Below are 21,300 nucleotides of genomic sequence, written 5' to 3' on the forward strand. Positions count from 1 at the left end.
GCCGCGAGCAGCGCGTCAGCGCTCCGAGGCCTCCACCGCCCGGAACCAGTTGACGAGCACGACGACCAGGGTGGTGACGAACACGATCGCGGCGACCTGCGCCAGCACCTGCATGTGCCCGGTCGCCGCGGCGTACCCGCCGAACGCCACCGTCGCGCAGAACGACAGCCCGAGGAGCAGCTCCACCACGGACCGCAGGGCGGAGGCGTGCTGCCAGGTGGTCGGGGCGGTCGCGGGGCGCGTCGAGGTGTCGGTCACCCCGGAAGTCTGCGCGGACACGGCGCCGGGCAGCAGTCCCGACTCCGGGTGCCACCCGCGCAGGGGGTGCGGCACGAGCACGACGCAGGGACGGCGCAACCGGTTCGGCGCGTGGCCGATCCGGTACGTGGGGACCGGGGCAGGAGTACCCGAACGGCCAGACCAGAGATCGACGTGCCTCGCCTGCTCCGCAGTGCCCGGCGGGCCGCGTCGCCGACGGCGGGTCGCGAAGGCGACCGGGTGGCGGACGGGAGGCACGGTGCGCGCCCGTCCCGTGCCTCCCGTCCGGTGGTCCGGACGCGACCGAGCTGACCCGTCAGCCGAGCCGATCGCGCAGGAACGCGACCACGCGCTTGCTCATCGCCTCGTCGAGCTGCGCGATCGAGTGCGCCGTGCCCTGCACCTGCACGAACGTCACCGGCACGTCGTGGGACCGCAGCGTCGACACGAACTCCTGCGACTCCCACAGGGGGATGAACTCGTCCGTGGAGTGCCCGATGAAGAACGGCGGGGTGTCCGCCGTGACGCGGTACTCGGGCGATGCCTGCTCGGCCGCCGGGCACTGCGTGTACGTCCGGCACCCGAGGTAGAGCAGCTGCTTCCGCTGGAAGGATGCCGACACCCCGTCGGCCTCGGTCGAGCGGCTCGTCAGGTTCGTCGGACCGCTGAGGTCGACGACCGCCCGGATCCGGTCGCCGTCCGCGAACGCGGGGGAGTCGTGGTCCGTGACGGCGAGCAGGGCCGCGAGGTTGCCGCCGGCGCTCCCGCCGAACAGCCCGACGCGGTCGCGGTCGACGTCGTACGTCGTGAGGGTGCTCGTCCGGAAGACCCAGTCCAGCGCCCGTCGGACGTCGTCGTAGCCCGCGGGGAACGGGTCCGTCGGGGCGAGGCGGTAGTCGACGTTGAAGGTGACGAACCCCTCCGAGGCGAGGTACCGGCACACCGACCGGTAGGCGGCGGTCGCCTTGTCGCCGTGCGACCAGCTGCCGCCGTGGATCATCATCACCGCGGGTCGGGAGGCAGCCGTCTTCGCGGCGGTGTCCGGGGTGGCATCGGCCGTCGGCGTCGGCGTGGCGGTCGCGTCCGGCTCGCTGTCGGGCGGCAGGCAGACGTCGAGGCGCTGCAGTGGGTCCGCGCCGTACGGCACGTCCGCGACGACGTCGACGCCGTGGTACCGGAGCGACAGCGGGTAGATCACCGGGTCCGTCGTGACGGTGGCGTTCCGGTCGCCGGTCGGGTCCGGGCTGCACGCGGCCAGGGTCACGAGCGCAGCGAGCACACCGGCGACGGCGAGCAGCGAGCGGCGAGCGGTTCCCATCGCGACCACGCTAACCCGGCGGGCTGCACGCCCACGTCCACCGGGGGACGGAGAAGCGCCGGACGGGGAAGCGCCGGACGGAGAAGCGTCCGCGCGGAGTGCGTCGGCCGGTGCCAGGATGGGCGGCAGACCCCGCAGGAGGACCCGTGAGCCGTCGCAAGGCCTGGAACGCCGACCCCGAACCGCTGCTCCGCGTCGAGGAGGGCTTCCGCCTCGACCGCGTGGACCCCGACGGCACACCGGGCTTCCCCGGACGCAAGATCGACGGGCTCGAAGCGCTCGCCGCCGGGGCCGCACGGCTCTCCGCCCTGCAGGAACGCCTGCACGCCGCGGCCACGGCGGGGGACCAGCGGCGGGTGCTGCTCGTGCTCCAGGCGATGGACACGGCGGGCAAGGGCGGCATCGTGTCGCACGTGGTCGGCGCGGTCGACCCGAACGGCGTGCACTACGCGGGCTTCAAGGCCCCGACGGCCGAGGAGCGCGAGCACGACTTCCTCTGGCGCATCGAGCGGGAGCTCCCGGGCGCCGGACAGCTCGGCGTGTTCGACCGGTCGCACTACGAGGACGTCCTCATCCAGCGCGTGCGCTCGTTCGCGCCGCCGGAGGAGATCGAGCGGCGGTACGGCGCCATCGTCGAGTTCGAGGACCGCGTCGTCGCCGAGGGCACGACGATCGTCAAGGTCATGCTGCACATCTCGAAGGACGAGCAGCGCGAGCGGCTCGGCGACCGGCTCGACCGCCCCGACAAGCACTGGAAGTTCAACCCCGGCGACATCGACGAGCGCTTGCTCTGGGACGACTACCAGCAGGCGTACCAGATCGTCTTCGACCGCACCTCGACGCCGCAGGCGCCGTGGTACGTCGTGCCCGCGAACCGGAAGTGGTACGCCCGGCTGGCCGTGCAGCAACTCCTCCTCCGGGCACTCGAGGACATGCAGCTCACGTGGCCGCCCGCGGACTTCGACGTGGCCGAGCAACGTCGGCGGCTCGCCGAGTCCTGACCCACGACCGGACCGGCCGGGAGGCACGACGCGCGTCCGCGGTCGGCGCGCGTCCGCCCCGGGGCTGGTCAGTCGGCGACGCATCGCGTAGACTCGCTCGGTCGGCCTTCGGCGCCGTGGCACTGTGACCACGGAGTTCTTCGTTTGGGTGTGTGTTGCTCGAGGGCTGGAATCACGTCGATCCGCGACGGGATGAACCCCCTCCACGATCCGCCCCCGCCGATGTCGCTGCCGGGTGTCGTGGCATGTCCGCACCCCGGAAAGAACGATGGCCCCGTACGACAAGGGCGCGCGTCAGCGTGCCGATGACCGAGTCCGCCACCCGAACGGCACCCCCGCCGCTCGCAGCAGCAAGCACCGCGGCTTCCGCGCCGCCGACCCGTCGCAGCCGCGTCAGAAGCAGCGCTGGGACGCCGAGGAGCGTCGCGGCCGCGGCGCGCAGGGCGACCGTCCCGCGCGCCCGAACTGGGAACCCCGCGAGGGCGGCCAGAGCCGCTGGAACCGCGACGCTCCCTCCTCGCACGGCCGTCACGACGCTCCGCAGGCTCCGCGTCGCGCCGGTACCGGCGAGCAGGGGCCCAGCGACCGCGCACCGCGCCGTGACCAGGGCGACCGCCCGCGTCGGTTCGACCGCGACGACCGTGACCGTGCGCCCCGTCGCGACCAGGACGACCGTGCGCCGCGCCGTTTCGACCGCGACGACCGTGCGCCCCGCCGGTTCGACCGCGACGACCGCGACCGTGCGCCGCGTCGTGACCAGGACGACCGTGCGCCGCGCCGTTTCGACCGGGAGGACCGTGCGCCGCGTCGCTTCGACCGGGAGGACCGTGCGCCGCGTCGCTTCGACCGGGACGACCGTGCGCCGCGTCGGTTCGACCGTGACGACCGCGACCGTGCGCCGCGTCGTGACCGTGACGACCGCGCCCCGCGCCGGTTCGACCGTGACGACCGCGCCCCGCGCCGGTTCGACCGTGACGCTCCCTCCTCGCACGGCCGTCACGACGCTCCGCAGGCTCCGCGTCGCGCCGGTACCGGCGAGCAGGGGCCCAGCGACCGCGGCCCCCGCCGCTCGTTCGACGAGGACCGTCCGCGCCGCGAGCGCTTCGACCGTGACGACCGTGACCGTGCGCCCCGTCGCTTCGACGACCGCCCGCGTCGCTCGTTCGACGAGGACCGTCCGCGCCGTGACCGCTCGGACCGCGACGAGACCCGCACCCCGTACGTGCCGGCCGACGACGTCAAGCTCGAGAAGCTCCAGGCCGAGGCCACCGTCGCGGCCGACGTCGAGGGCGTGACCTTCGGTGACCTCGGCATCGGCGGCAACATCTCCCGCACGCTCGCGGAGATGGGCGCGTCGAACCCGTTCCCGATCCAGGCCGCCACGATCCCCGACGTCCTCGCCGGCAAGGACGTGCTCGGCCGTGGCCGCACCGGCTCCGGCAAGACCATCGCGTTCGGTGCGCCCCTCGTCGAGAAGCTCATGGAGCACGGCGGCGGCACGAAGCGGAAGATGGGCCGCGCCCCGCGTGCGCTCATCCTCGCGCCGACGCGTGAGCTCGCGCTGCAGATCGACCGCACCGTGCAGCCGATCGCCCGCTCCGTCGGGCTCTTCACGACGCAGATCTACGGCGGCGTCCCGTACGGCCGCCAGGAGGGTGCCCTCGAGCGCGGCGTCGACATCATCGTCGGCACGCCCGGTCGCGTCCAGGACCTCATGAAAAAGGGGAAGCTCGACCTCAGCGAGGTCATCATCTCCGTGCTCGACGAGGCCGACCACATGTGCGACCTCGGGTTCCTCGAGCCGGTGCGCGAGATCCTGTCCGCGACCGCCGAGGTCACGCCGCAGGGCAACCGCGCGCAGAAGCTCCTGTTCAGCGCCACCCTCGACGCACAGGTCGCCTCGCTCGTGTCGGAGTTCCTGCACGAGCCGAGCGTCCACGAGGTGGCAGGGGAGGACCAGGCGTCCTCGACCATCGACCACCGCGTGCTCGTGGTCGAGCAGCGCCAGAAGGACCAGCTGCTCGAGGAGCTCGTCGCCGGTGAGGGCAAGACGATCGTGTTCGCGCGCACCCGTGCCTACGCCGAGCGCCTCGCCGACCAGTTCGAGGACGCCGGCATCCGCGCCACCTCGCTCCACGGCGACCTCAACCAGTCGCGGCGCACGCGCAACCTCGGGCTGCTGACGAGCGGCCGGGTGAACGTGCTCGTCGCGACCGACGTCGCCGCCCGCGGCATCCACGTCGACGACGTGTCGCTCGTCGTGCAGGCGGACGCCCCGGACGACTACAAGGCGTACATGCACCGCTCCGGCCGGACCGGTCGCGCAGGCGCCGAGGGCACGGTCGTGACGATCGTGACCCGGAACCGCCGCCGCAAGATCGAGGGCATCCTCGACAACGCCGAGATCGAGGCCGACCTCGTGGACGCCGCTCCCGGCGACCGCCTGGTCGCGGAGCTCGCGGCGCGCTGACGCGCGGAGCGACGGACGGGAGGCGCGGTGTCAGCTGGCACCGCGCCTCCCGTCCGTCTTGCCGGCGCGTCAGCGGTTGAAGAAGAGCAGACCGCGCACGTAACCGGCCTGGCCGGCGTGCTGGACGCAGTCGTCGAGGATGCTGACGAGCCGGACGCCCGCCGTCACCGGCGGGTCCCAGGCGTCGTCGACCACGGTGTCGAGGTCCTCCGGTGCGAGCGTGGCGAGGTGCTCGACGGTCCTGGCCGTCACCGCGTCGAGGTAGCCGGTCAACAGCTCCGCCGACGCCCGCACCCGGCCGACGTCGTCGCGGGACATGCCGTAGCCGAGCGCCTCGGCCGGGAAGGGCAGGCCGAACCGGTCGACCCAGCCGTCGGCCGTCCAGACCTGCTCGGACCCCGCGAGGTCGGCGACCTGGGCGTCCTGGCCGCGTGCGGCGTGCCAGGCGAGCCACGCGAGGGTGTTCGCGCCGGCGGCCGGACGTGCGGCGAGCTGATCCTCGGAGAGTCCGTCGAGGGCACGGCCGATCGTCTCCGGCACACGGGAGAACGCTTCGGTGAGGAGTTCGGAGGGGGTCATGCCCGCGACGCTACGCGCGTCGCGCGAGGGCGGAACCCACCTCGTCGAGGACCGCGGCGAGGGCGGCGCGCTCACCCGGCGGCACGACCTGCCGGAACGCGTCGACCCAGCGTGCGCCGATCGTCTCGGCGACCGCCACCCCGGACGGGGTGAGGTGCAGGAGGATGCTCCGCCGATCCGTCGGGTTCGGACGACGTTCGAGGTGTCCGCGGCGCTCGAGCCGGTCGATGAGCGACGTCATCGCACCCGTCGACAGCTCGAGGTGCGCACCGGCCTGCTTCGGGGTGATGCCCTCGCCGTCGGCCGCTGCGAGGTGGAAGAGGAAGCGGGCGTCGGTCGGGCCGAGGCCGTTGGCGACGCTCTCGTGGTCGAGGGCCCGCGCGTGCTGTGCCTGGAACAGGCGGAACGCGGTGAGGAGTCGCGTGAGGTCTGCATCGGGCGCGGGGACGACGACGTCGGGGGAGACGGGCGCGGGGGGCAGCACGTCGGCCCGGCGGGCGGGGAGCACTGGGGCAGGGTCCGTCATCACGGTTCTCTCGGGTGGGGGCGTCGGTGCGGCGTGCACGACGTGGTGCTCATCTTCCAGGTATCTCAATGATTGAACCACCCCCGGAACAGGGGGTGTTCCTCGTCTTGTGAGACGCACGACGAGCAAGTATCTTGATGATCGTAACAACGCGATGGTCGCTCACCTCGATCATCACGACGGCACGCAGCGCGACCAACCACCGCGGGTCCGGGCCGACCACCGATCAGATCTCTTCTCCGCTGGAGCACACACATGTCCCGTGTCACCCCTCGCGCCGCCCGTCTCGCCGCCTGGATCGCCGTCCCCGCCGCACTCGTCGCGTCGGGTGTCGTCGTCTCGACCGCCTCGTACTCGGCCTTCTCGGCCACCACCGTCAACCCGACGAGCAACTGGACCGCCGGCACCGTCGCACTCACCGACGACGACAACAACACCGCACTCTTCACCGCGACCGGCCTCAAGCCGGGGTCGACCGGCACGAACTGCATCGCCGTGACCTCCACCGGCTCGCTGCCCTCGACCGTCAAGCTCTACGGCACGAACGCCGCCACGACGAACGCCCTCGCGACGAACATCAACCTCACCGTCGAGCAGGGCACCGGCGGCGGTTTCGGCTCCTGCACAGGCTTCACCCCGGCGACCACGAGCGGCACGCTCTACTCCGGCACCGTCGCCGGCTTCGGGTCGGCCTCGACGAACTTCGCCACCGGCGTCGGCACCTGGGCCCCGACCGGCACGGCCTCCGAGACCCGTGTCTACCGCTTCTCGTACACGGTGCCGACATCCGCGCCGAACTCGATCCAGGGCGGCACCGCGGCGCTCGGCTTCACCTGGGAGGCCCAGAACAGCTGAGCCGTCCCGCTCCCGTCGTCGCGCTCCCCGTCGGAGGTCCTCGTGGTCAGCATCGCCGTGCCCGGTGGCAGCACACCGCGCAGTGCGTTCCACGACGCCGTCGACTGGGGGCGCGTCGTCGTCGGGACGCTCGCCCGCGGCGTGGTCGCCACCGTGCTCGGTCTCGCGCTCTGGGCCGCCGCCCCTGCACTCATCGGGTGGCAGCCGACCACGGTGATGACCGGGTCGATGGAGCCACGGCTCGTCCCGGGCGACGTCGTGGTCTCGCGCCCGGTGCCGCCCGCCGAGGTCCGACCCGGCAGGATCCTGCTCGCCGACGACCCCGACCAGCCGGGGCACCTGCGGATGCACCGCTACGTCGAGGAGGGCCCCCGCGGCACACTCGTCACGAAGGGCGACGCCAACCCGCAGGCCGACTCCACACCGCTCGAGCCCGAGGCCGTGCACGGGGTGGCGTTCCTGCGGATCCCGTTCGTCGCGGCGCCGATCACCTGGCTCCGCGAGGGCGAGTGGGTCCGGCTCGCGCTGCTCGGCCTCGGGTTCGCGGCAGTCCTCGCGCTGTGCGCCGTGGACGGGTCGCTCCGTCGCTTCGCGGCCGGCGACGACGCCGACGGAGACGACGCGGACGGCGGCGACGCGGGTGGCGAGCCCACGGACAGCGCTGACGGTCCGGCGCGACCGGGTGACGGCCTGGAGGCAGGGGGCGGGCCCGCACCGTCCCTCCCGTCCGGCGGTGGCATGACCGTCACCCGGCGCTCGCTCCGTCGACGTGACCGGAGGGTCCGGCGGGTGCGCCGCCTCGGCGGCGGGGCCGCCGTGGTCGTGCTGGCCGTCGGGCTCGGCACACTGCTGTCGCCGCCGGCCGTGGCGGCGCCGTTCTCACGGACGACGAGCGCGGCGTCGACCTACGGCGCGGCGACCGCGGCGAGCGTGCTGACCCTGACCTGCACCCAGGCCACGTCGAACACGGTCACGATCGCGTGGACCTACCCGACAGGCATCGGGACGCCGAACTCGTTCGACCTCCTGAGCGGGAACACCCAGGTCGCGACCGCGTCCGGCGCCGCCAGGTCACTCTCCTACCAGGGGAGTGGGCTGCTCGACCTCGGGACCACCTACACACTGACCCTCCGCACGAACCTCGGCGGATCGTGGACCACCGTGAGCACGCCGACGGTCCGCGTGAAGGTGGCATCGCTCCTCGGGATCACGTCCGCCACCTGCGCCTGACCGGACCGTCGTCCACAGGTCGCGCGGGGCGCCCGTGGATGTCCGTGGACGGCGCTACCGTGACGGCATGCGGATCCTGCACACCGGCGACTGGCACCTCGGTCGGACCCTCCTGGGCGCAGACCTGCTCGACCACCAGGCCGCCTTCCTCGACCACCTCGTCGACGTCGTCCGCGCGCGGTCGGTCGACCTCGTCGTCGTCGCCGGTGACGTCTACGACCGCGCGATCCCGCCGGTCGAAGCAGTCCGCATGCTCTCCGGTGCGCTCGAACGCCTCGCCGAGCACGCGACGGTCGTGATCACCCCCGGCAACCACGACTCCGCGGCCCGGCTCGGATTCGGGGCAGGGGTCATGGCCTCCCGCGTCCGCATCCTCGCCGAACCCGCCGGCATCGCGACGCCCGTGCTCGTGGACGACCCGTCGGGTGCCGTCGCCGTGTACGGCATCCCGTACCTCCACCCCGACCTCACCCGGTGGGCGCTCGCCGCGGTCCCGGACGAGCCCCTCGCCCGGTCCCACCAGGCAGTCGTCGGTGCGGCCACCGATCGCATCCGCGCCGACCTCGCCACGCGGCCCGGCACGCGGAGCGTCGTCGTCGCACACGCCTTCGTGGGCGGCGCCGAACCCAGCGACAGCGAGCAGGACATCCGCGTCGGCGGTGTCGACATGGTCGCGCGGTCGACCTTCGACGGGTTCGACTACGTCGCCCTCGGGCACCTGCACGGCCCGCAGCGCGTCGGTGACGGCGACCGGGTCCGGTACGCCGGCTCACCCCTCGCCTTCTCCTTCGGGGAGCGGCACCAGGCGAAGTCCGTCACCCTGGTGGACCTCGCGGCGGACGGCAGCGTCGCGGTCGAGCTGCTGCCCACGCCCGTGCCACGGCGGCTCGTCGACGTCCGGGCGCCCATCGCCGACATCGAGTCCGGAGCGTTCGCGGACCACGCGGACGCCTGGGTCCGCGTCGCGGTCACCGACACCGTCCACCCCGAACGGATGTACCAGCGCGTCAAGGACCACCTGCCGCACGCCCTCGCCATCACGCACGAGCCGGCCGCCGCCGCCGCACGTCCGGCAGCGCGTGCGGTCACGGCGACGTCCGACCCGGTCGAGGTCGCAGCCGACTTCGTCACCTTCGCGACCGGAGCCGCGCCCGACGATGACGACCGCGCCGTCCTGACCGAGGCGTACGAGTCCGCCGCGCGGGCACTGCAGACCGAGGGGGACCGCTGATGTACCTGCACCGCCTCGAACTCCGCGCGATCGGGCCGTACCCGGACACGGTGACGATCGACTTCGCCGCGCTCGCCGCGTCCGGGGTGTTCCTGCTCGAGGGGCCGACGGGTTCGGGCAAGTCGACCATCATCGACGCCGTCGTGTTCGCCCTGTACGGCGGGCTCGCCGGTGCGGACGCGAGCAACGACCGACTGCACAGCCAGCACGCCGACCCGTCGGTCGAACCGTACGTCGAGCTCGTCTTCGAGACCGGCGCCGGCGTGTTCCGCGTCCGGCGGACCCCGCAGTACGACCGCCCGAAGCAGCGCGGGACCGGCACGGTCAAGCAGCAGGCATCGGCACAGCTCCTCCGGCTCGCCGGGCCGTCCGACCCCGCGGGCGAACCCCTGTCGGCCCGCATCCCGGAGGTCGGAGCCGAGATCGCCCGCATCGTCGGGCTCGACCGTGCGCAGTTCCTCCAGACGGTCGTGCTGCCGCAGGGGGAGTTCGCCCGGTTCCTCCGCTCACCGGGTGAGGACCGTCGGAAGCTCCTGCAGTCGCTCTTCGGCACGCAGGTCTACGACCGCACCGCCGACGAGCTCGCCGCACGCCGTCGGGCCGTCCTGGCCGAGGTCGAGGGTGCGGACGCCCGGGTCCGCGACGCGCTCGCCCGGTTCGCCCAGGCGGCGGACGTCGACACCGTGACCGAGTCCGACGTCCCCGGCACGGTCGACGCGCTCCGGGACGCAGCACAGCGTGCCGAGGGTGTGCGGGCCGATGCCGCCGCCGCTGCCCGGGCCGCCGCCGAACACGAGGCGCTGCTCCGGGCGCGCGCGACCGCGGTGGTGCGCCGTCGCGACCTCCTCGCGCGACTCGCCGCCCTCGACGCGGGCTCCGGGGAGGTCGAGGCCGCCCGGCAGCAGCTCGAGCGGTCGAGCCGGGCAGCCCGGGTGGTGTCCTTCGCGGACAGCCTCGACGCCGCGCGCGACCGAGCCGCCGCCGCGCGGGCCGACGCGGCCACGCTCCGCGAGCGGCACGGACTCGAGCACGGGGCCGACGTCGGAGCGCTCGCAGAACGACTCCGCGCCTCGGTCGAGGCCGAGCGCCACCTCGTCGACCTCGCCGCCCGGATCGATGCCCGGACGACCGCGCTCGACGCCGCCCGCCGCGACCTCGCGGCACTCGGGGACCACGTGGCCGAACGCGACCGTGAGCTGCAGGGACGACCCGCGCGGCGCGCCGAGCTCGTCGCCCGGGCAGCCGCGGCGGCGGAGACGGCTGCCGGCGGCACGGCTGCCGAACACGAGGTCGAACGCCTCGTGGTCGCCCGCCGCGAGCGAGCGGCCCTCGCGGAGGGCGCCCGTCGCCGGTCCGGTGCGGAACAGGCTGTGGCCGCCGCCCGGACCGCCGCCGAGTCCGCCCTGGCGACCGAGCGTGACCTGCGGGACCGCCGCATCGCGGGACTCGCCGGGGAACTCGGAGCCGCCCTCGAGGACGGCTCCCCGTGCCCGGTCTGCGGTGCCGTCGAGCACCCCGTCCCGGCTGCCCCGAAGGACGACCACCCCACCACCGACGCCGTCGACCAGGCGGCCGACCGCGCTCGTGCGGCGGAGGCAGCCCTCGGCGACGCCGCTGCCGACCTCCGCGTCGCGGAGGCCGAGCACCGACGGCTCGCCGACGCGGTGGGCGGCCTGGACGACGCCGACCTCGCCGCGGCGTTCGACCGCGCCACCGCCGCGGTGTCGGCCGCGCAGGACGCCTCCCGGACGGCCGTCGCCCTGGACCGCGAACTGACCACCTTCGACGAGGCCACGCGGGCGAGCGAACGCGCCCGCAACGACGCAGAGACCCGCCGTGCCGTGCTGGCCACCGCCGTCGAGGCCGACGCCGAGCGGCTGCGTGAGGACACCGAGGCGATCAGCGGCGCGGTCGCTCGGCTGACCGTCGTGCCCGTCCCGGGTGTCGAGGGCGGCTCGGCACTCGCTCCGGTGGTCCGTGCGATCGAGGCGCACGTCGCGGTGCTCGGCGCCGTGGTCCGGGCCGACGCCGCGGTGGACCAGGACGACCGGGTCGTGGCCGACCGCACCGTCGAGGTCGACGCCGCCCTCGAGGAGCACGGCTTCGACGAGGTCTCCGACGCACGTGCGGCGTTGCTGGACGACGCCGCAGGACGCCAGCTGCGGCAGATGGTCGACGACGCGATCGCCGCCCGGGGCGCCGTCGACGCGGGCCTCGCCGACCCCGCGGTGCAGGCAGCCGCAGCCGACGCCGACGCCGAGTTCGACGTCGTGGGCGCCGCAGCGGAACGGGAGCGGGCCACCGATCTGCTCGACGAGGCGACCCGGGCCGCGGTCACCGCCACCGATCGGTCGACCGCCGTGCAGCGCTGCGCCGCCGAGCTGGCCGGGGCGGTGCGGGCGCGTGACGACACCAGTGCTCGCAGCCGAGCGGTGGTCCGGCTGGCCGACGTCGCGAACGGTGCGACGGCCGCCAACCCGTCCGGCATCACCCTCGGGACCTACGTGCTGATGCGCCGTTTCGAGGACGTCGTCGCGGCGGCGAACGACCGACTCCGCGGCATGCTCGGCGGGCGGTTCACCCTCGAGACCTCCGACGAGCGCGAGTCCGGGTCACGGGCCCGTCGCACCGGCTTGGCGCTCGCGGTGCACGACCACACGACCGACACCGTCCGCGATCCGCGCAGCCTGTCCGGGGGTGAGACCTTCACGGTGTCGCTGTGTCTCGCACTCGGGCTCGCCGACGTCGTGCAGGCCGAGGCGGGTGGGGTGTCGCTCGGCACGCTGTTCGTGGACGAGGGCTTCGGCACGCTCGACCCGGAGGCGCTCGACGGCGTGCTCGTGCAGCTGTCACGGCTGACCGCCGGCGGTCGTCAGGTGGGGATCGTCAGCCACGTCGAGGAGCTCAAGCAGCGGATCCCCGAGCGCATCGCGGTGCGCCGGACGCCGGACGGCGGGTCGCGCGTGACGACGACGGTCTGACGTCACCCGCCGCTCCGGTGACCTCCGCGGTGACAGCGACGGTGACCGCTACGGCGACGGGGTCGAGTCGATCGTGCCGTCGGGCGGCGGCAGGATGTCCGCCGCGACCCACGGGAAGACCCACGTGAACAGCACGTACACGATCGCTGCGAGCAGCACGACCAGCTCGATCACCTTGAGTGCGGTCGGTCCGGGCAGGAGCCGCCAGACGAGCGGGAAGATCACTTGGCGAGCTCCTTCGGGGTGCCTTCGGACACGGGCATCCAGTAGTCGAGCTTGGCGTGCACGATGTAGCGCTCCGCCGCGGACCACATCGGGTGGCAGGCGGTGAGGGTCAGCCAACGGTCGTCCGCCGTCGGCTCGACGCCGGGCTTGTTCGGGACGGGCGCGATCGTCTCGACCTTGTCCGGCGTGACGATCTGGGAGTCGGTGACCTTGTAGACGTACCAGACGTCGAACTTCGTCGCCTTGTCCGTCACCCGGACGACCACCGCGTCGCCGTCCTTGAGCTCGGCGATCTGGTTGAGCGGCTTGCCGTACGTCACGCGGTGCCCGGCGACGGCGAAGTTGCCCTCGGCGCCCGGCATCGCGGTGTCCTGGTAGTGCCCGAGCCCGATGGTGTTGAGCACCTTCTCACGGTCGGTGCCCTCGCCGATCGGACGGTCGTAGTCGGCGCCGAACCGGGGGATCTGCATCGTGCCGAACACGTCCTCGACGTCCTTCGGCTCGGAGAGGACCGGAGCCGGTCCGCGGTGCTCGGTCCCCGTGCCGGTCGTCGGGTCGGTCTGACCGAGTCCGTCGATGAGCTTCGTCTGGCCCTGGACCGCGACGACGTCCGTCCACCAGGCCGTCCACACGACGTAGAGCCCCGTCCCGGCGCCCGCGATGATGAGCAGCTCGGCGAAGAGCGAGACGATCGCGCCGCCGACGCTCTGACGACGACGAGGCGCCCGACGTCGCGGTGGCTGACGGTCGTCGCCGCCCGTGTCGTCGCCGGATCGCGACGGGAGGGTGTCGTGCGCGGTCACGGTGCTCCTGGTCCTGGGGTGGTCGGACAGTTGTACCATCCCATGCCGACGTCCGGGTGACGCCGTTCTCCACAGGACCGTTACCGTGTGGAGATGCAGTACGCGATCCGCACCTTCGCCCGCCCCGACACCGACGCGGTCGTGGCGCTCTGGGAGGCGTGCCGGCTCGTCCGACCCTGGAACGACCCGCGGCGCGACATCGAGCGCAAGCTGACGGTGCAGCCCGAGCTGTTCCTCGTGGCCGTCGACGCGGACGATGCGGTGGTCGGTGCCGGCATGGCCGGGTTCGACGGGCACCGGGGATGGGTGAACTACCTCGCGGTGCGGCCCGACCTGCAGGGCTCCGGGCTCGGTCGGACGTTCATGCGGGAGTTCGAGCAGCGGTTGGCCGCGATCGGCTGCCCGAAGCTCAACCTCCAGGTGCGCGCCGGCAACGAGCAGGTGCTCGGCTTCTACGAGTCGCTCGGGTACGAGCCCGACCACACGGTGTCGCTCGGCAAGCGGCTCATCCCCGACGTCTGACGCCCCCTCGGCCCCGGCTGGCGACGGCCGAGACCCGGGCCTGCGGACACCTTGCGCGCCGATCCGCCGCGAAAGTGTCCGCGGGTCCGAGACCCGGGCACCGCCGGGCACCGCGCGGCACGCCGGGCCGGGCGGGCCCCGGACCTCACACCAGCGCGAGCCCCACCGACGCCGTGAACGCGAGCACGATGCCGACCGACTGCAGCGCAGTCAGCCGTTCGCGGAGCAGGACCCCGGCGAGCACCACCGTGCCGATCGGGTAGAGCGCGTTGAGCACGCTCATCACCGGCAGGGTCAGCGGGTCGGCGCTCGCGTGCAGTCCGGCCTGGATGAACACGTTCGCCAGGGCGTCCAGCAAACCGCACGCCACGACGGTCCCGACGAACCGACCGGACCACCGCGTCCGCCCCGGAACGACCGCGGCAGACCCCGCGGCGACCGCAGCGGACCCCGCGACCGCGGCAGACCCCGCGGCCGGAGCCGACGGAGTGACGCGATCCGCGCCTCCAGGCCGCACCGCCCGACCGCGGCGGGCACGCCGCAGGACGACCGTCGCAGCCGCTCCGAGCACCACCACCTGCAGCACCCGCGCCACCAGCAGCGGGGCGACCCCGGAGTCGGCCGGGGTCATGTCGTACGCCAGCACGATCCCGCCGAACCCGCACCCCGCGACCGCGGCCGCGACCACCCCGCGGACGGTGACCCGCGCGCCCGAGCCGTCCCGGACCGACGCGACGAGCACGACGGCGACCACCGCCACCACGAGCATGACGCCGGCGAGCAGGGACAACGCCGTCCCCCTGGACACCGCGACGAGCACGGGCACGCAGGCCGCGAAGACCGCGGTGAGCGGCGAGAGCACGCTCATCGGACCGATCGCGAGCGCCGTGTAGAGCAGCAGGACCGCGACCCCGCCGGCGAGCCCGGCGACCGCACCCCAGAGCACCGCCCGGCCCGAGAACGCCGACGGCACGACCACCAGCCCGACGAGCAACGGCACGATCCCCACCAGCGCGGCGACGGCGGTGACGACGACCGGCCGGACACGGCGCGAGGCCAGGCCGCCGAGGAAGTCGGCGAACCCGTAGACGAGGGCGCCGGAGAGGCCGAGGACGACGGTGAGCACGGCTCCCATCCTGCCCGCCCTTGTAGCCTGCACCGCGTGAGTGTTCCCTACCAGCGCCTGACCCGCATCGATGCCCGGTGGCGGTGGTGGCGTCCGCTCGTGGCGCTGGCGTTCCTCGCGGGGTGGTACCTCGTGTCGCAGGTGCTCATCGTCATCGCGTACACGATCCCGGTCGGCGCGACGAGCGGCGCCGAGGGGCTGATCGACTTCGAGCAGAAGCTGTCCAGCGGCGCACTCGACCCGACCGATCCGCTGACGCTGTCGGTGTCGCTCGTGTCCCTCGTGGTGCTCCTCCCCGGGATCGTCCTCGCCGTACGGATCGCGCGGCTCGGCCGGGGCGTGCTGTCGTCGGTCCGCTTCCGGGTGCGGTGGGGCTGGACGGCCTGGTGCCTGCTCCCGACCCTCGTCATCGCCGCGATCATGTTCTTCATGCAGGCGCTCTACCCGCTCGGCGACGGCATGATCACGGGCGACGGCTGGAACCACGCCGCCATCGGCCAGTCCACCGTCACGCTGTCGACGCTCGTGCTGACGATCGCCCTCGTCGTCGTGCTGGTGCCGTTCCAGGGTGCGGCCGAGGAGTTCGTCTTCCGCGGCTTCCTCATGCAGACGATCGCCTCGTGGATCCCGCGGCGGGTCGGCACGGTCCTTGCGGTGGTGATCTCGTCCGTGGTCTTCGCGTCGCTGCACATCCCGAACGGCTACAACGTCTGGGGGATCCTCGACGTCGGCTCGTTCGGTCTCATCGCGGCGATCATCGTGCTCCGGACCGGCGGTCTCGAGGCCACGGTCCTGCAGCACGCCTTCAACAACATCATGATCTTCGTGCTGCAGGCGCCGGGCTGGTCGCGGATCGACCTGCAGTCGCAGAACGACAACAGCACCTGGGTGAGCTGGCTCGTCTCGCTCGGCACGTCCCTCGCGTACTGGGGCATGGTCGAGCTGCTCGCGAAGTGGCGCCGCCTCGACCGACGCTTCGCCGGTCACGAGGCACCCCACTTCCGCGGTCCGGTCCCCGCCTGGGCGGGTGGCCCCCGGTGGACCCGGCCGGGAGGCACGGGCTGGGACGGCGCGCCGGCCAATGCCGAGGGGGCGGCCGGTTCGGGTCCGGTGGACGACGCGGGCGCTGTGGACGGAGCGAGTCCTGTGGACACGACCGCGGGTGTCGCCGGCCGCTCGTAGGCTGGGGGCATGAGCACGACGGCCACGACCTCCCCGTCGCGGTCCGCGGCGCTCGACGTCCTGCACCGGGTGTGGGGCTACGACGACTTCCGCGGGCAGCAGGCCGCGATCATCGACCAGGTCGTCTCCGGCGGTGACGCCCTCGTGCTCATGCCGACCGGCGGCGGCAAGTCGCTCTGCTACCAGGTGCCGGCCCTCGTGCGCGACGGCGTCGGGGTCGTCGTGTCGCCGCTCATCGCCCTCATGCAGGACCAGGTCGACGCCCTCGCCGCGAACGGCGTACGCGCGGCGTTCCTCAACTCGACGCAGGGCCCGGACGAGCGCGCCCGGGTCGAGCGGGCGGTCGTGTCGGGCGAGGTGGACATGCTCTACCTCGCGCCCGAGCGGCTCCGGCTCGAGAGCACGCGGGCCCTGCTCGACCGCGCCCGCATCGCGCTCTTCGCCATCGACGAGGCGCACTGCGTCGCCCAGTGGGGCCACGACTTCCGGCCGGACTACCTCGAGCTGAGCGTGCTGCACGAGCGGTGGCCCGCCGTGCCCCGGATCGCGCTGACCGCCACGGCGACGCCGCAGACCCACCGCGAGATCTCGGCACGGCTCGGCCTCGACGACGCCGCGCACTTCGTCGCCGACTTCGACCGGCCGAACATCCAGTACCGCATCGAGCCGAAGACCGGCGCGCTGCAGCAGCTCCTGACCTTCATCCGGACCGAGCACAGCGGCGACGCCGGCATCGTCTACTGCCTGTCCCGCAACTCCGTCGAGCGCACCGCGGCCGCGCTCGCCGAACAGGGCATCCCGGCGCTGCCGTACCACGCGGGACTCGACGCCCGGGTGCGGGAACGCAACCAGTCGACGTTCCTGCGCGAGGACGGCGTCGTCATGGTGGCGACGATCGCCTTCGGCATGGGCATCGACAAGCCCGACGTCCGGTTCGTCGCCCACCTCGACCTCCCGAAGTCGGTCGAGGGCTACTACCAGGAGACCGGGCGTGCGGGCCGTGACGGACTGCCGTCCACCGCGTGGCTCGCGTACGGCCTCAACGACGTCGTGCAGCAGCGCCGGATGATCGACCAGTCCGAGGGCGATGCCGCGCACCGCCGCCAGCTGAGCGCGCACCTCGACGCCATGCTCGCCCTGTGCGAGACGATCGAGTGCCGACGGGTCCGGCTGCTCGCTTACTTCGGGCAGGAGAGCACGGCGTGCGGCAACTGCGACACGTGCATCGCGCCCCCGGAGTCGTGGGACGGCACGGTCCCGGCGCAGAAGCTCCTGTCGACCGTGGTCCGACTCGAGCGCGAGCGCGGCCAGCGGTACGGCGTCGCACACCTCGTGGACATCCTCGTCGGCAAGCAGTCCCCGCGCGTGCAGGAGCTGCGGCACGACTCCCTCGCGACGTTCGGCATCGGCAACGACCTCTCCGAGGGGGAGTGGCGCGCCGTCGCTCGGCAGCTCCTCGCACAGGGGTTCATGGCCGTCTCCGGTGACGGATACGGCACGATCGTGCTGAGTCCCACGAGCGCGGACGTCCTCGCCGGACGGGTCGTGGTCCGCATGCGCCGCGATCCGGTGAAGGCACCGCGGGCGAGCCGGTCGCGGCGCACAGTCGTGACCGACATGCCGCAGGAGGCCCTCGGGCTGTTCGAGTCCCTGCGCGCCTGGCGAGCCGAGCAGGCGCGGGAGCAGGGCGTCCCGGCCTACGTGGTGTTCAACGACGCGACGCTCCGCGGGATCGCCGCCGTGAAGCCCGCCGACGTCGACGCGCTCGGTGAGATCTCGGGGGTCGGATCGGCGAAGCTCGAGCGGTACGGCCGGGCCGTGCTCGACGTCGTTGCCACGGCGGTCGACTGACCGATCTCCGCACTCGGCGGGCCGCATGCCGTGTCGGGCATGTGTCCCCGGACGCGCTCACTACACTCGGAACCTCCCGTCACGAGGAGGCCCGGGTGTCCGGTTCGACGAAGTTCGCCACCGCTCTCAGCCGTGCGGTGGTCACGCCGCTCGCCCGGCTGCTGTGGCGTCCGCGGATCGTCGGACGGCGCAACGTGCCCCGGCACGGCGCCGTGATCCTGGCGAGCAACCACCGGTCCTTCATCGACTCCCCGGCGATCACGCTCATGGCGCCGCGGAAGGTGTCGTTCCTCGCGAAGCAGGAGTACTTCACCGGGTCCGGCGTGAAGGGCGCTGTCTCGCGGGCGTTCTTCGGTGGCATCGGTGCGATCGGCGTCGAGCGCGGGGCCGGGTCGGCGGCGCAGCACGCCCTCGACCTCGGACTCGAGCGCCTCGAGGCGGGGGAGGCCTTCGCGATCTACCCCGAGGGCACGCGCTCGCTCGACGGCCGCCTGTACAAGGGTCGGACGGGTGTCGCCTGGCTGGCCCTGACGAGCGGAGCGCCCGTGGTCCCGGTGGCGCTGACCGGCACCGAGGACGTCCAGCCGGTGGGGTCGAGGATCCCCAGGCTCGCGAAGGTGACGATCGAGTTCGGGAAGCCCCTCGACCTGTCGTCCTTCGGTGAGGCGTCGTCCGGACGTGCCCGGCGCCACGCGACGGACGCGGTGATGGCCGCGATCCAGGAGCTCAGCGGGCAGCAGCCGGCGAACGCGTACAACAACCCGCCCGCCACCATCGTCGAACGGGTCAAGCAGGCACTCCGACGCGACGACCCGACCGCAGCCGTCGAACCCGAATGAGTATTGCGCATCTGAAATACTGATGCTTCAATGGAGGCGTGCCGTCGGCACAGCGAGCGGACCGAACCGCTCGTCACACACCGACCGGAAGGCAGGCAGCATGTCCTCCACGCCCCTCTTCGACTCCGTCGCCCGCTCACGCGAGCAGGCCGCTGTGCCCGTGCCCGAGACCGCCGCGACGTCCGTCCCGACCTCGCCGATGTCCGCGCCGCTCGGTGTCCGCTCCTCGTCCGCCGTCCCCTCGGCACTCGTCGCTGCGATCGACGACATCCCGCAGCGCGTGGCGGCGAGCATCCGGGACGAGCACCGTGTGACGCCCGAGCAGCTCGTGCTCGTCGAGGCCGTCGCCGACGCGATCACCCGCGCGGTCGTCGACGCCGTCGTGGCCGAGGTCGACCGCATCGCCCGCGACGGCGTCGTCTGCGCATGAGGCCGGTCGTGACCACCACGACCGAGCAGCACCCGCTCCCCACTCGGCGTCAGCTCCGCGCGGCCGAACGCGAGCGGGACTCCCAGACCAGCTCCCAGACCTCCGGGGCGGCGGTGTCCCCTCCTGCCGCCCCGGTGCCGACACCCGACCTCCCGAGCCGCCGCAGCCTCCGTGCCGCGGACCAGGCCTCCCGCGGGCCAGGCCCCGCCCGCAGCCTCGCCGAGGCCGTCACCGGCGCGGTCGCCCTCCCGTTCCGCGCGATCGGCGACGCCGTCTCGGCCAGCCGGGCGATCCCCGTCACCGCGACCGCGGTCGCAGCCTGTCTGGTCGTGTCCGTCGCCACGCCGCAGGCCGCCGTGGCGTCGACACCGCAGGCTGCCACCGCGTCCGTCGGCACCCCCGGGCAGCAGTACGTCGCGCCCGGAGCCGTCGCGGCGGCGGTCGAGCGGGACGCCTTCGACGTCGGTGCACGACGGGCTCCGGTCGGCCGTTCCGACCGGTCACCTGCTCGCGCGTCCCGTCCCGACGTCGTCCGACCGGTTGCGGGGACGATCCCGCCCGCCGGTGGCTTCGGGGGTCGGCAGGTCGCCGGCTGCGGTGCCTGCTCGACGAACCACCAGGGGCTCGACTTCGCGGCCCCGCACGGGGCTCCGGTCGTTTCGGTCCTGGCGGGGCGGGTCGTCTCCGCCGGTGTCTTCGGCGGGTACGGCAACCAGGTCCTCGTCCAGCACGGCGACGGCACGCAGACGCGGTACGGTCACCTCTCCCGGATCGACGTCGTCGTGGGGCAGACGGTCGGCGTCGATCAGCGGATCGGCGCGGTGGGCAGCACGGGTGTCTCGACCGGTGCGCACCTCCACTTCGAGGTCATCGTGAGCGGTGTCGCAACCGATCCCGCACCGTGGCTCTCCGCCCGCGGGGTGCTCTGAACCGGGCGGCGTAGCGTCGGGCCGGTCGCGGCAGGGTGCCGCGCAGGACGGAGTCGCTCGTGCGCGTGTCGGTGTTGGGAACGGGTGCGATGGGTGCCGGTGTCGCGGGGTCCCTCGTGCGTGCCGGCCACGAGGTCACGGTCTGGAACCGGACGCGGGAGCGCGCCGAACCCCTCGCGTCGCAGGGTGCGACGGTCGCGAGCGAGCCGGCCGAGGCCGTCGAGCACGCCGAGGTCGTCCTCCTGACGCTCTTCGACACCGATGCCGTGGTGGACGTGCTCGAGCAGGCCGCGGGGGAGGCTCCGGAGGGCGCCGTGTGGGTCCAGGCCTCGACGATCGGCACGGACGGGACCGACACGGTCGTCCAGCTCGCGGCGAAGTACGGTGTCACGCTCGTCGAGGCGATGATGCTCGGCACGAAGGCTCCGGCGGAGCAGGGGAAGCTCACACTCCTCGCCGCGGGGCCCTCGGACGTGCTCGACGGACTCGGCCCGGTGTTCGACGCGATCGCGGTGAAGACCGTCCGCGCCGGCGACCAGGTCGGTCAGGGCACGGCGCTCAAGCTCGCGGCGAACGCCTGGATCGCGTCCGTCACCGCGGCGACCGGGCAGTCCCTCGCGATCGCGCGGTCCCTCGGTCTCGACCCGGCGCTGTTCCTCGAGGCGATCGACGGGAGCGCCAGCGATTCGCCGTACGCGCACACGAAGGGCGAGTCGATGATCCGGGGCGAGTTCCCGGCGCAGTTCGCGCTCGACGGGTTGCGGAAGGACATCGGTCTCATCGCCGAGGCCGCTCGCGACGCCGGGGTCTCGACCGTGCTGCTCGACGCCCTGGGTCGGGTGTACGCCGACGCGAGCGCGGCCGGGCACGGCGCCGACGACATCGCGGCGGTCGGTACGGCGTTCTGACCGAGGTGCGCCACCACGCAGCGGTCCGCTTCCCGG

General features: G+C 73.4%; 20 protein-coding genes. 13 read left to right on the forward strand and 7 right to left on the reverse strand.

Features of this window, described 5'->3' with window-relative positions:
- Nucleotides 1-15 precede the first annotated feature (15 nt).
- Both ACRQ4C_RS03530 and ACRQ4C_RS03535 read right to left on the reverse strand, forming a co-directional pair.
- The gene (locus tag ACRQ4C_RS03530; RefSeq protein WP_439690144.1) at nt 16-258 is read right to left on the reverse strand and encodes a hypothetical protein; all 243 of its coding nucleotides are present in this window, start codon (nt 256-258) and stop codon (nt 16-18) included.
- A gap of 316 nt (nt 259-574) precedes the next feature.
- Nucleotides 575-1,576 carry an alpha/beta hydrolase gene (locus ACRQ4C_RS03535; RefSeq protein WP_439690145.1) on the reverse strand — a complete coding sequence of 334 codons (1,002 nt, stop codon included), beginning with the start codon at nt 1,574-1,576 and terminating at the stop codon, nt 575-577.
- A 146-nt stretch (nt 1,577-1,722) separates the two neighbouring features.
- Between ACRQ4C_RS03535 and ACRQ4C_RS03540 the strand changes: the two genes are divergently transcribed.
- Both ACRQ4C_RS03540 and ACRQ4C_RS03545 read left to right on the forward strand, forming a co-directional pair.
- Nucleotides 1,723-2,577: a PPK2 family polyphosphate kinase gene (locus ACRQ4C_RS03540; RefSeq protein WP_290132790.1), complete on the forward strand. Its 855-nt coding sequence runs from the start codon at nt 1,723-1,725 to the stop codon at nt 2,575-2,577.
- A gap of 268 nt (nt 2,578-2,845) precedes the next feature.
- Complete coding sequence (locus ACRQ4C_RS03545) at nt 2,846-5,047, forward strand: DEAD/DEAH box helicase (RefSeq protein ID WP_439690146.1); 2,202 nt, start codon at nt 2,846-2,848, stop codon at nt 5,045-5,047.
- A gap of 69 nt (nt 5,048-5,116) precedes the next feature.
- Here ACRQ4C_RS03545 and ACRQ4C_RS03550 read toward each other — a convergent pair whose 3' ends face one another.
- Together ACRQ4C_RS03550 and ACRQ4C_RS03555 are read right to left on the reverse strand one after the other, a co-directional pair.
- Nucleotides 5,117-5,626, reverse strand: a complete 510-nt coding sequence (locus ACRQ4C_RS03550) for a mycothiol transferase (RefSeq protein WP_439690147.1) — start codon at nt 5,624-5,626, stop codon at nt 5,117-5,119.
- Between the two features lie 10 nt (nt 5,627-5,636).
- Entirely contained in the window at nt 5,637-6,152 is a 516-nt protein-coding gene (locus tag ACRQ4C_RS03555) for a MarR family winged helix-turn-helix transcriptional regulator (protein ID WP_439690148.1), read from the reverse strand.
- 255 nt (nt 6,153-6,407) lie between these two features.
- Between ACRQ4C_RS03555 and ACRQ4C_RS03560 the strand changes: the two genes are divergently transcribed.
- From ACRQ4C_RS03560 to ACRQ4C_RS03575, 4 genes are all read left to right on the forward strand, one after another.
- Nucleotides 6,408-7,007 (forward strand): hypothetical protein, encoded by a 600-nt coding sequence (locus ACRQ4C_RS03560; RefSeq protein WP_290132786.1) that lies wholly within the window; start codon nt 6,408-6,410, stop codon nt 7,005-7,007.
- Between the two features lie 42 nt (nt 7,008-7,049).
- On the forward strand, nt 7,050-8,237 hold the full coding sequence (locus ACRQ4C_RS03565) for a S24/S26 family peptidase (RefSeq protein WP_439690149.1): 1,188 nt from the start codon (nt 7,050-7,052) through the stop codon (nt 8,235-8,237).
- 67 nt (nt 8,238-8,304) lie between these two features.
- Nucleotides 8,305-9,468, forward strand: coding sequence for a metallophosphoesterase family protein (locus ACRQ4C_RS03570; RefSeq protein ID WP_439690150.1), 1,164 nt, complete (start codon nt 8,305-8,307; stop codon nt 9,466-9,468).
- A complete protein-coding gene (locus ACRQ4C_RS03575; protein ID WP_439690151.1) occupies nt 9,468-12,449 on the forward strand; it encodes an AAA family ATPase in 2,982 nt (993 codons plus the stop codon). Before ACRQ4C_RS03570 ends, ACRQ4C_RS03575 begins: the two co-directional genes overlap by 1 nt.
- 48 nt (nt 12,450-12,497) lie before the next feature.
- On the opposite strand, the gene ACRQ4C_RS03580 is transcribed toward ACRQ4C_RS03575, so the two are convergent.
- The gene (locus ACRQ4C_RS03580) at nt 12,498-12,674 is read right to left on the reverse strand and encodes a hypothetical protein (RefSeq protein WP_290132782.1); all 177 of its coding nucleotides are present in this window, start codon (nt 12,672-12,674) and stop codon (nt 12,498-12,500) included.
- Nucleotides 12,671-13,477 (reverse strand): class E sortase, encoded by an 807-nt coding sequence (locus tag ACRQ4C_RS03585; RefSeq protein ID WP_439690152.1) that lies wholly within the window; start codon nt 13,475-13,477, stop codon nt 12,671-12,673. Before ACRQ4C_RS03585 ends, ACRQ4C_RS03580 begins: the two co-directional genes overlap by 4 nt.
- A gap of 93 nt (nt 13,478-13,570) precedes the next feature.
- Between ACRQ4C_RS03585 and ACRQ4C_RS03590 the strand changes: the two genes are divergently transcribed.
- Nucleotides 13,571-13,999, forward strand: coding sequence for a GNAT family acetyltransferase (locus ACRQ4C_RS03590; RefSeq protein WP_439690153.1), 429 nt, complete (start codon nt 13,571-13,573; stop codon nt 13,997-13,999).
- A 145-nt stretch (nt 14,000-14,144) separates the two neighbouring features.
- Here ACRQ4C_RS03590 and ACRQ4C_RS03595 read toward each other — a convergent pair whose 3' ends face one another.
- Complete coding sequence (locus tag ACRQ4C_RS03595; protein WP_439690154.1) at nt 14,145-15,125, reverse strand: EamA/RhaT family transporter; 981 nt, start codon at nt 15,123-15,125, stop codon at nt 14,145-14,147.
- A 36-nt stretch (nt 15,126-15,161) separates the two neighbouring features.
- Between ACRQ4C_RS03595 and ACRQ4C_RS03600 the strand changes: the two genes are divergently transcribed.
- The 6 genes from ACRQ4C_RS03600 (at nt 15,162) to ACRQ4C_RS03625 (ending at nt 21,264) form a co-directional block, all read left to right on the forward strand.
- The gene (locus tag ACRQ4C_RS03600) at nt 15,162-16,307 is read left to right on the forward strand and encodes a lysostaphin resistance A-like protein (RefSeq protein WP_439690155.1); all 1,146 of its coding nucleotides are present in this window, start codon (nt 15,162-15,164) and stop codon (nt 16,305-16,307) included.
- A 9-nt stretch (nt 16,308-16,316) separates the two neighbouring features.
- Nucleotides 16,317-18,158: a DNA helicase RecQ gene (recQ, locus tag ACRQ4C_RS03605; protein WP_290132777.1), complete on the forward strand. Its 1,842-nt coding sequence runs from the start codon at nt 16,317-16,319 to the stop codon at nt 18,156-18,158.
- A gap of 95 nt (nt 18,159-18,253) precedes the next feature.
- Nucleotides 18,254-18,997, forward strand: a complete 744-nt coding sequence (locus tag ACRQ4C_RS03610; protein ID WP_290132776.1) for a lysophospholipid acyltransferase family protein — start codon at nt 18,254-18,256, stop codon at nt 18,995-18,997.
- 100 nt (nt 18,998-19,097) lie between these two features.
- Nucleotides 19,098-19,427, forward strand: a complete 330-nt coding sequence (locus ACRQ4C_RS03615) for a hypothetical protein (RefSeq protein ID WP_439690156.1) — start codon at nt 19,098-19,100, stop codon at nt 19,425-19,427.
- A gap of 8 nt (nt 19,428-19,435) precedes the next feature.
- Nucleotides 19,436-20,356: a peptidoglycan DD-metalloendopeptidase family protein gene (locus tag ACRQ4C_RS03620; protein WP_439690157.1), complete on the forward strand. Its 921-nt coding sequence runs from the start codon at nt 19,436-19,438 to the stop codon at nt 20,354-20,356.
- A gap of 71 nt (nt 20,357-20,427) precedes the next feature.
- Nucleotides 20,428-21,264, forward strand: coding sequence for an NAD(P)-dependent oxidoreductase (locus tag ACRQ4C_RS03625; RefSeq protein WP_439690940.1), 837 nt, complete (start codon nt 20,428-20,430; stop codon nt 21,262-21,264).
- The last annotated feature ends 36 nt before the right edge of the window (nt 21,265-21,300 follow it).

Source organism: Curtobacterium sp. SP.BCp (genome assembly GCF_051903255.1).
GTDB lineage: Bacteria > Actinomycetota > Actinomycetes > Actinomycetales > Microbacteriaceae > Curtobacterium.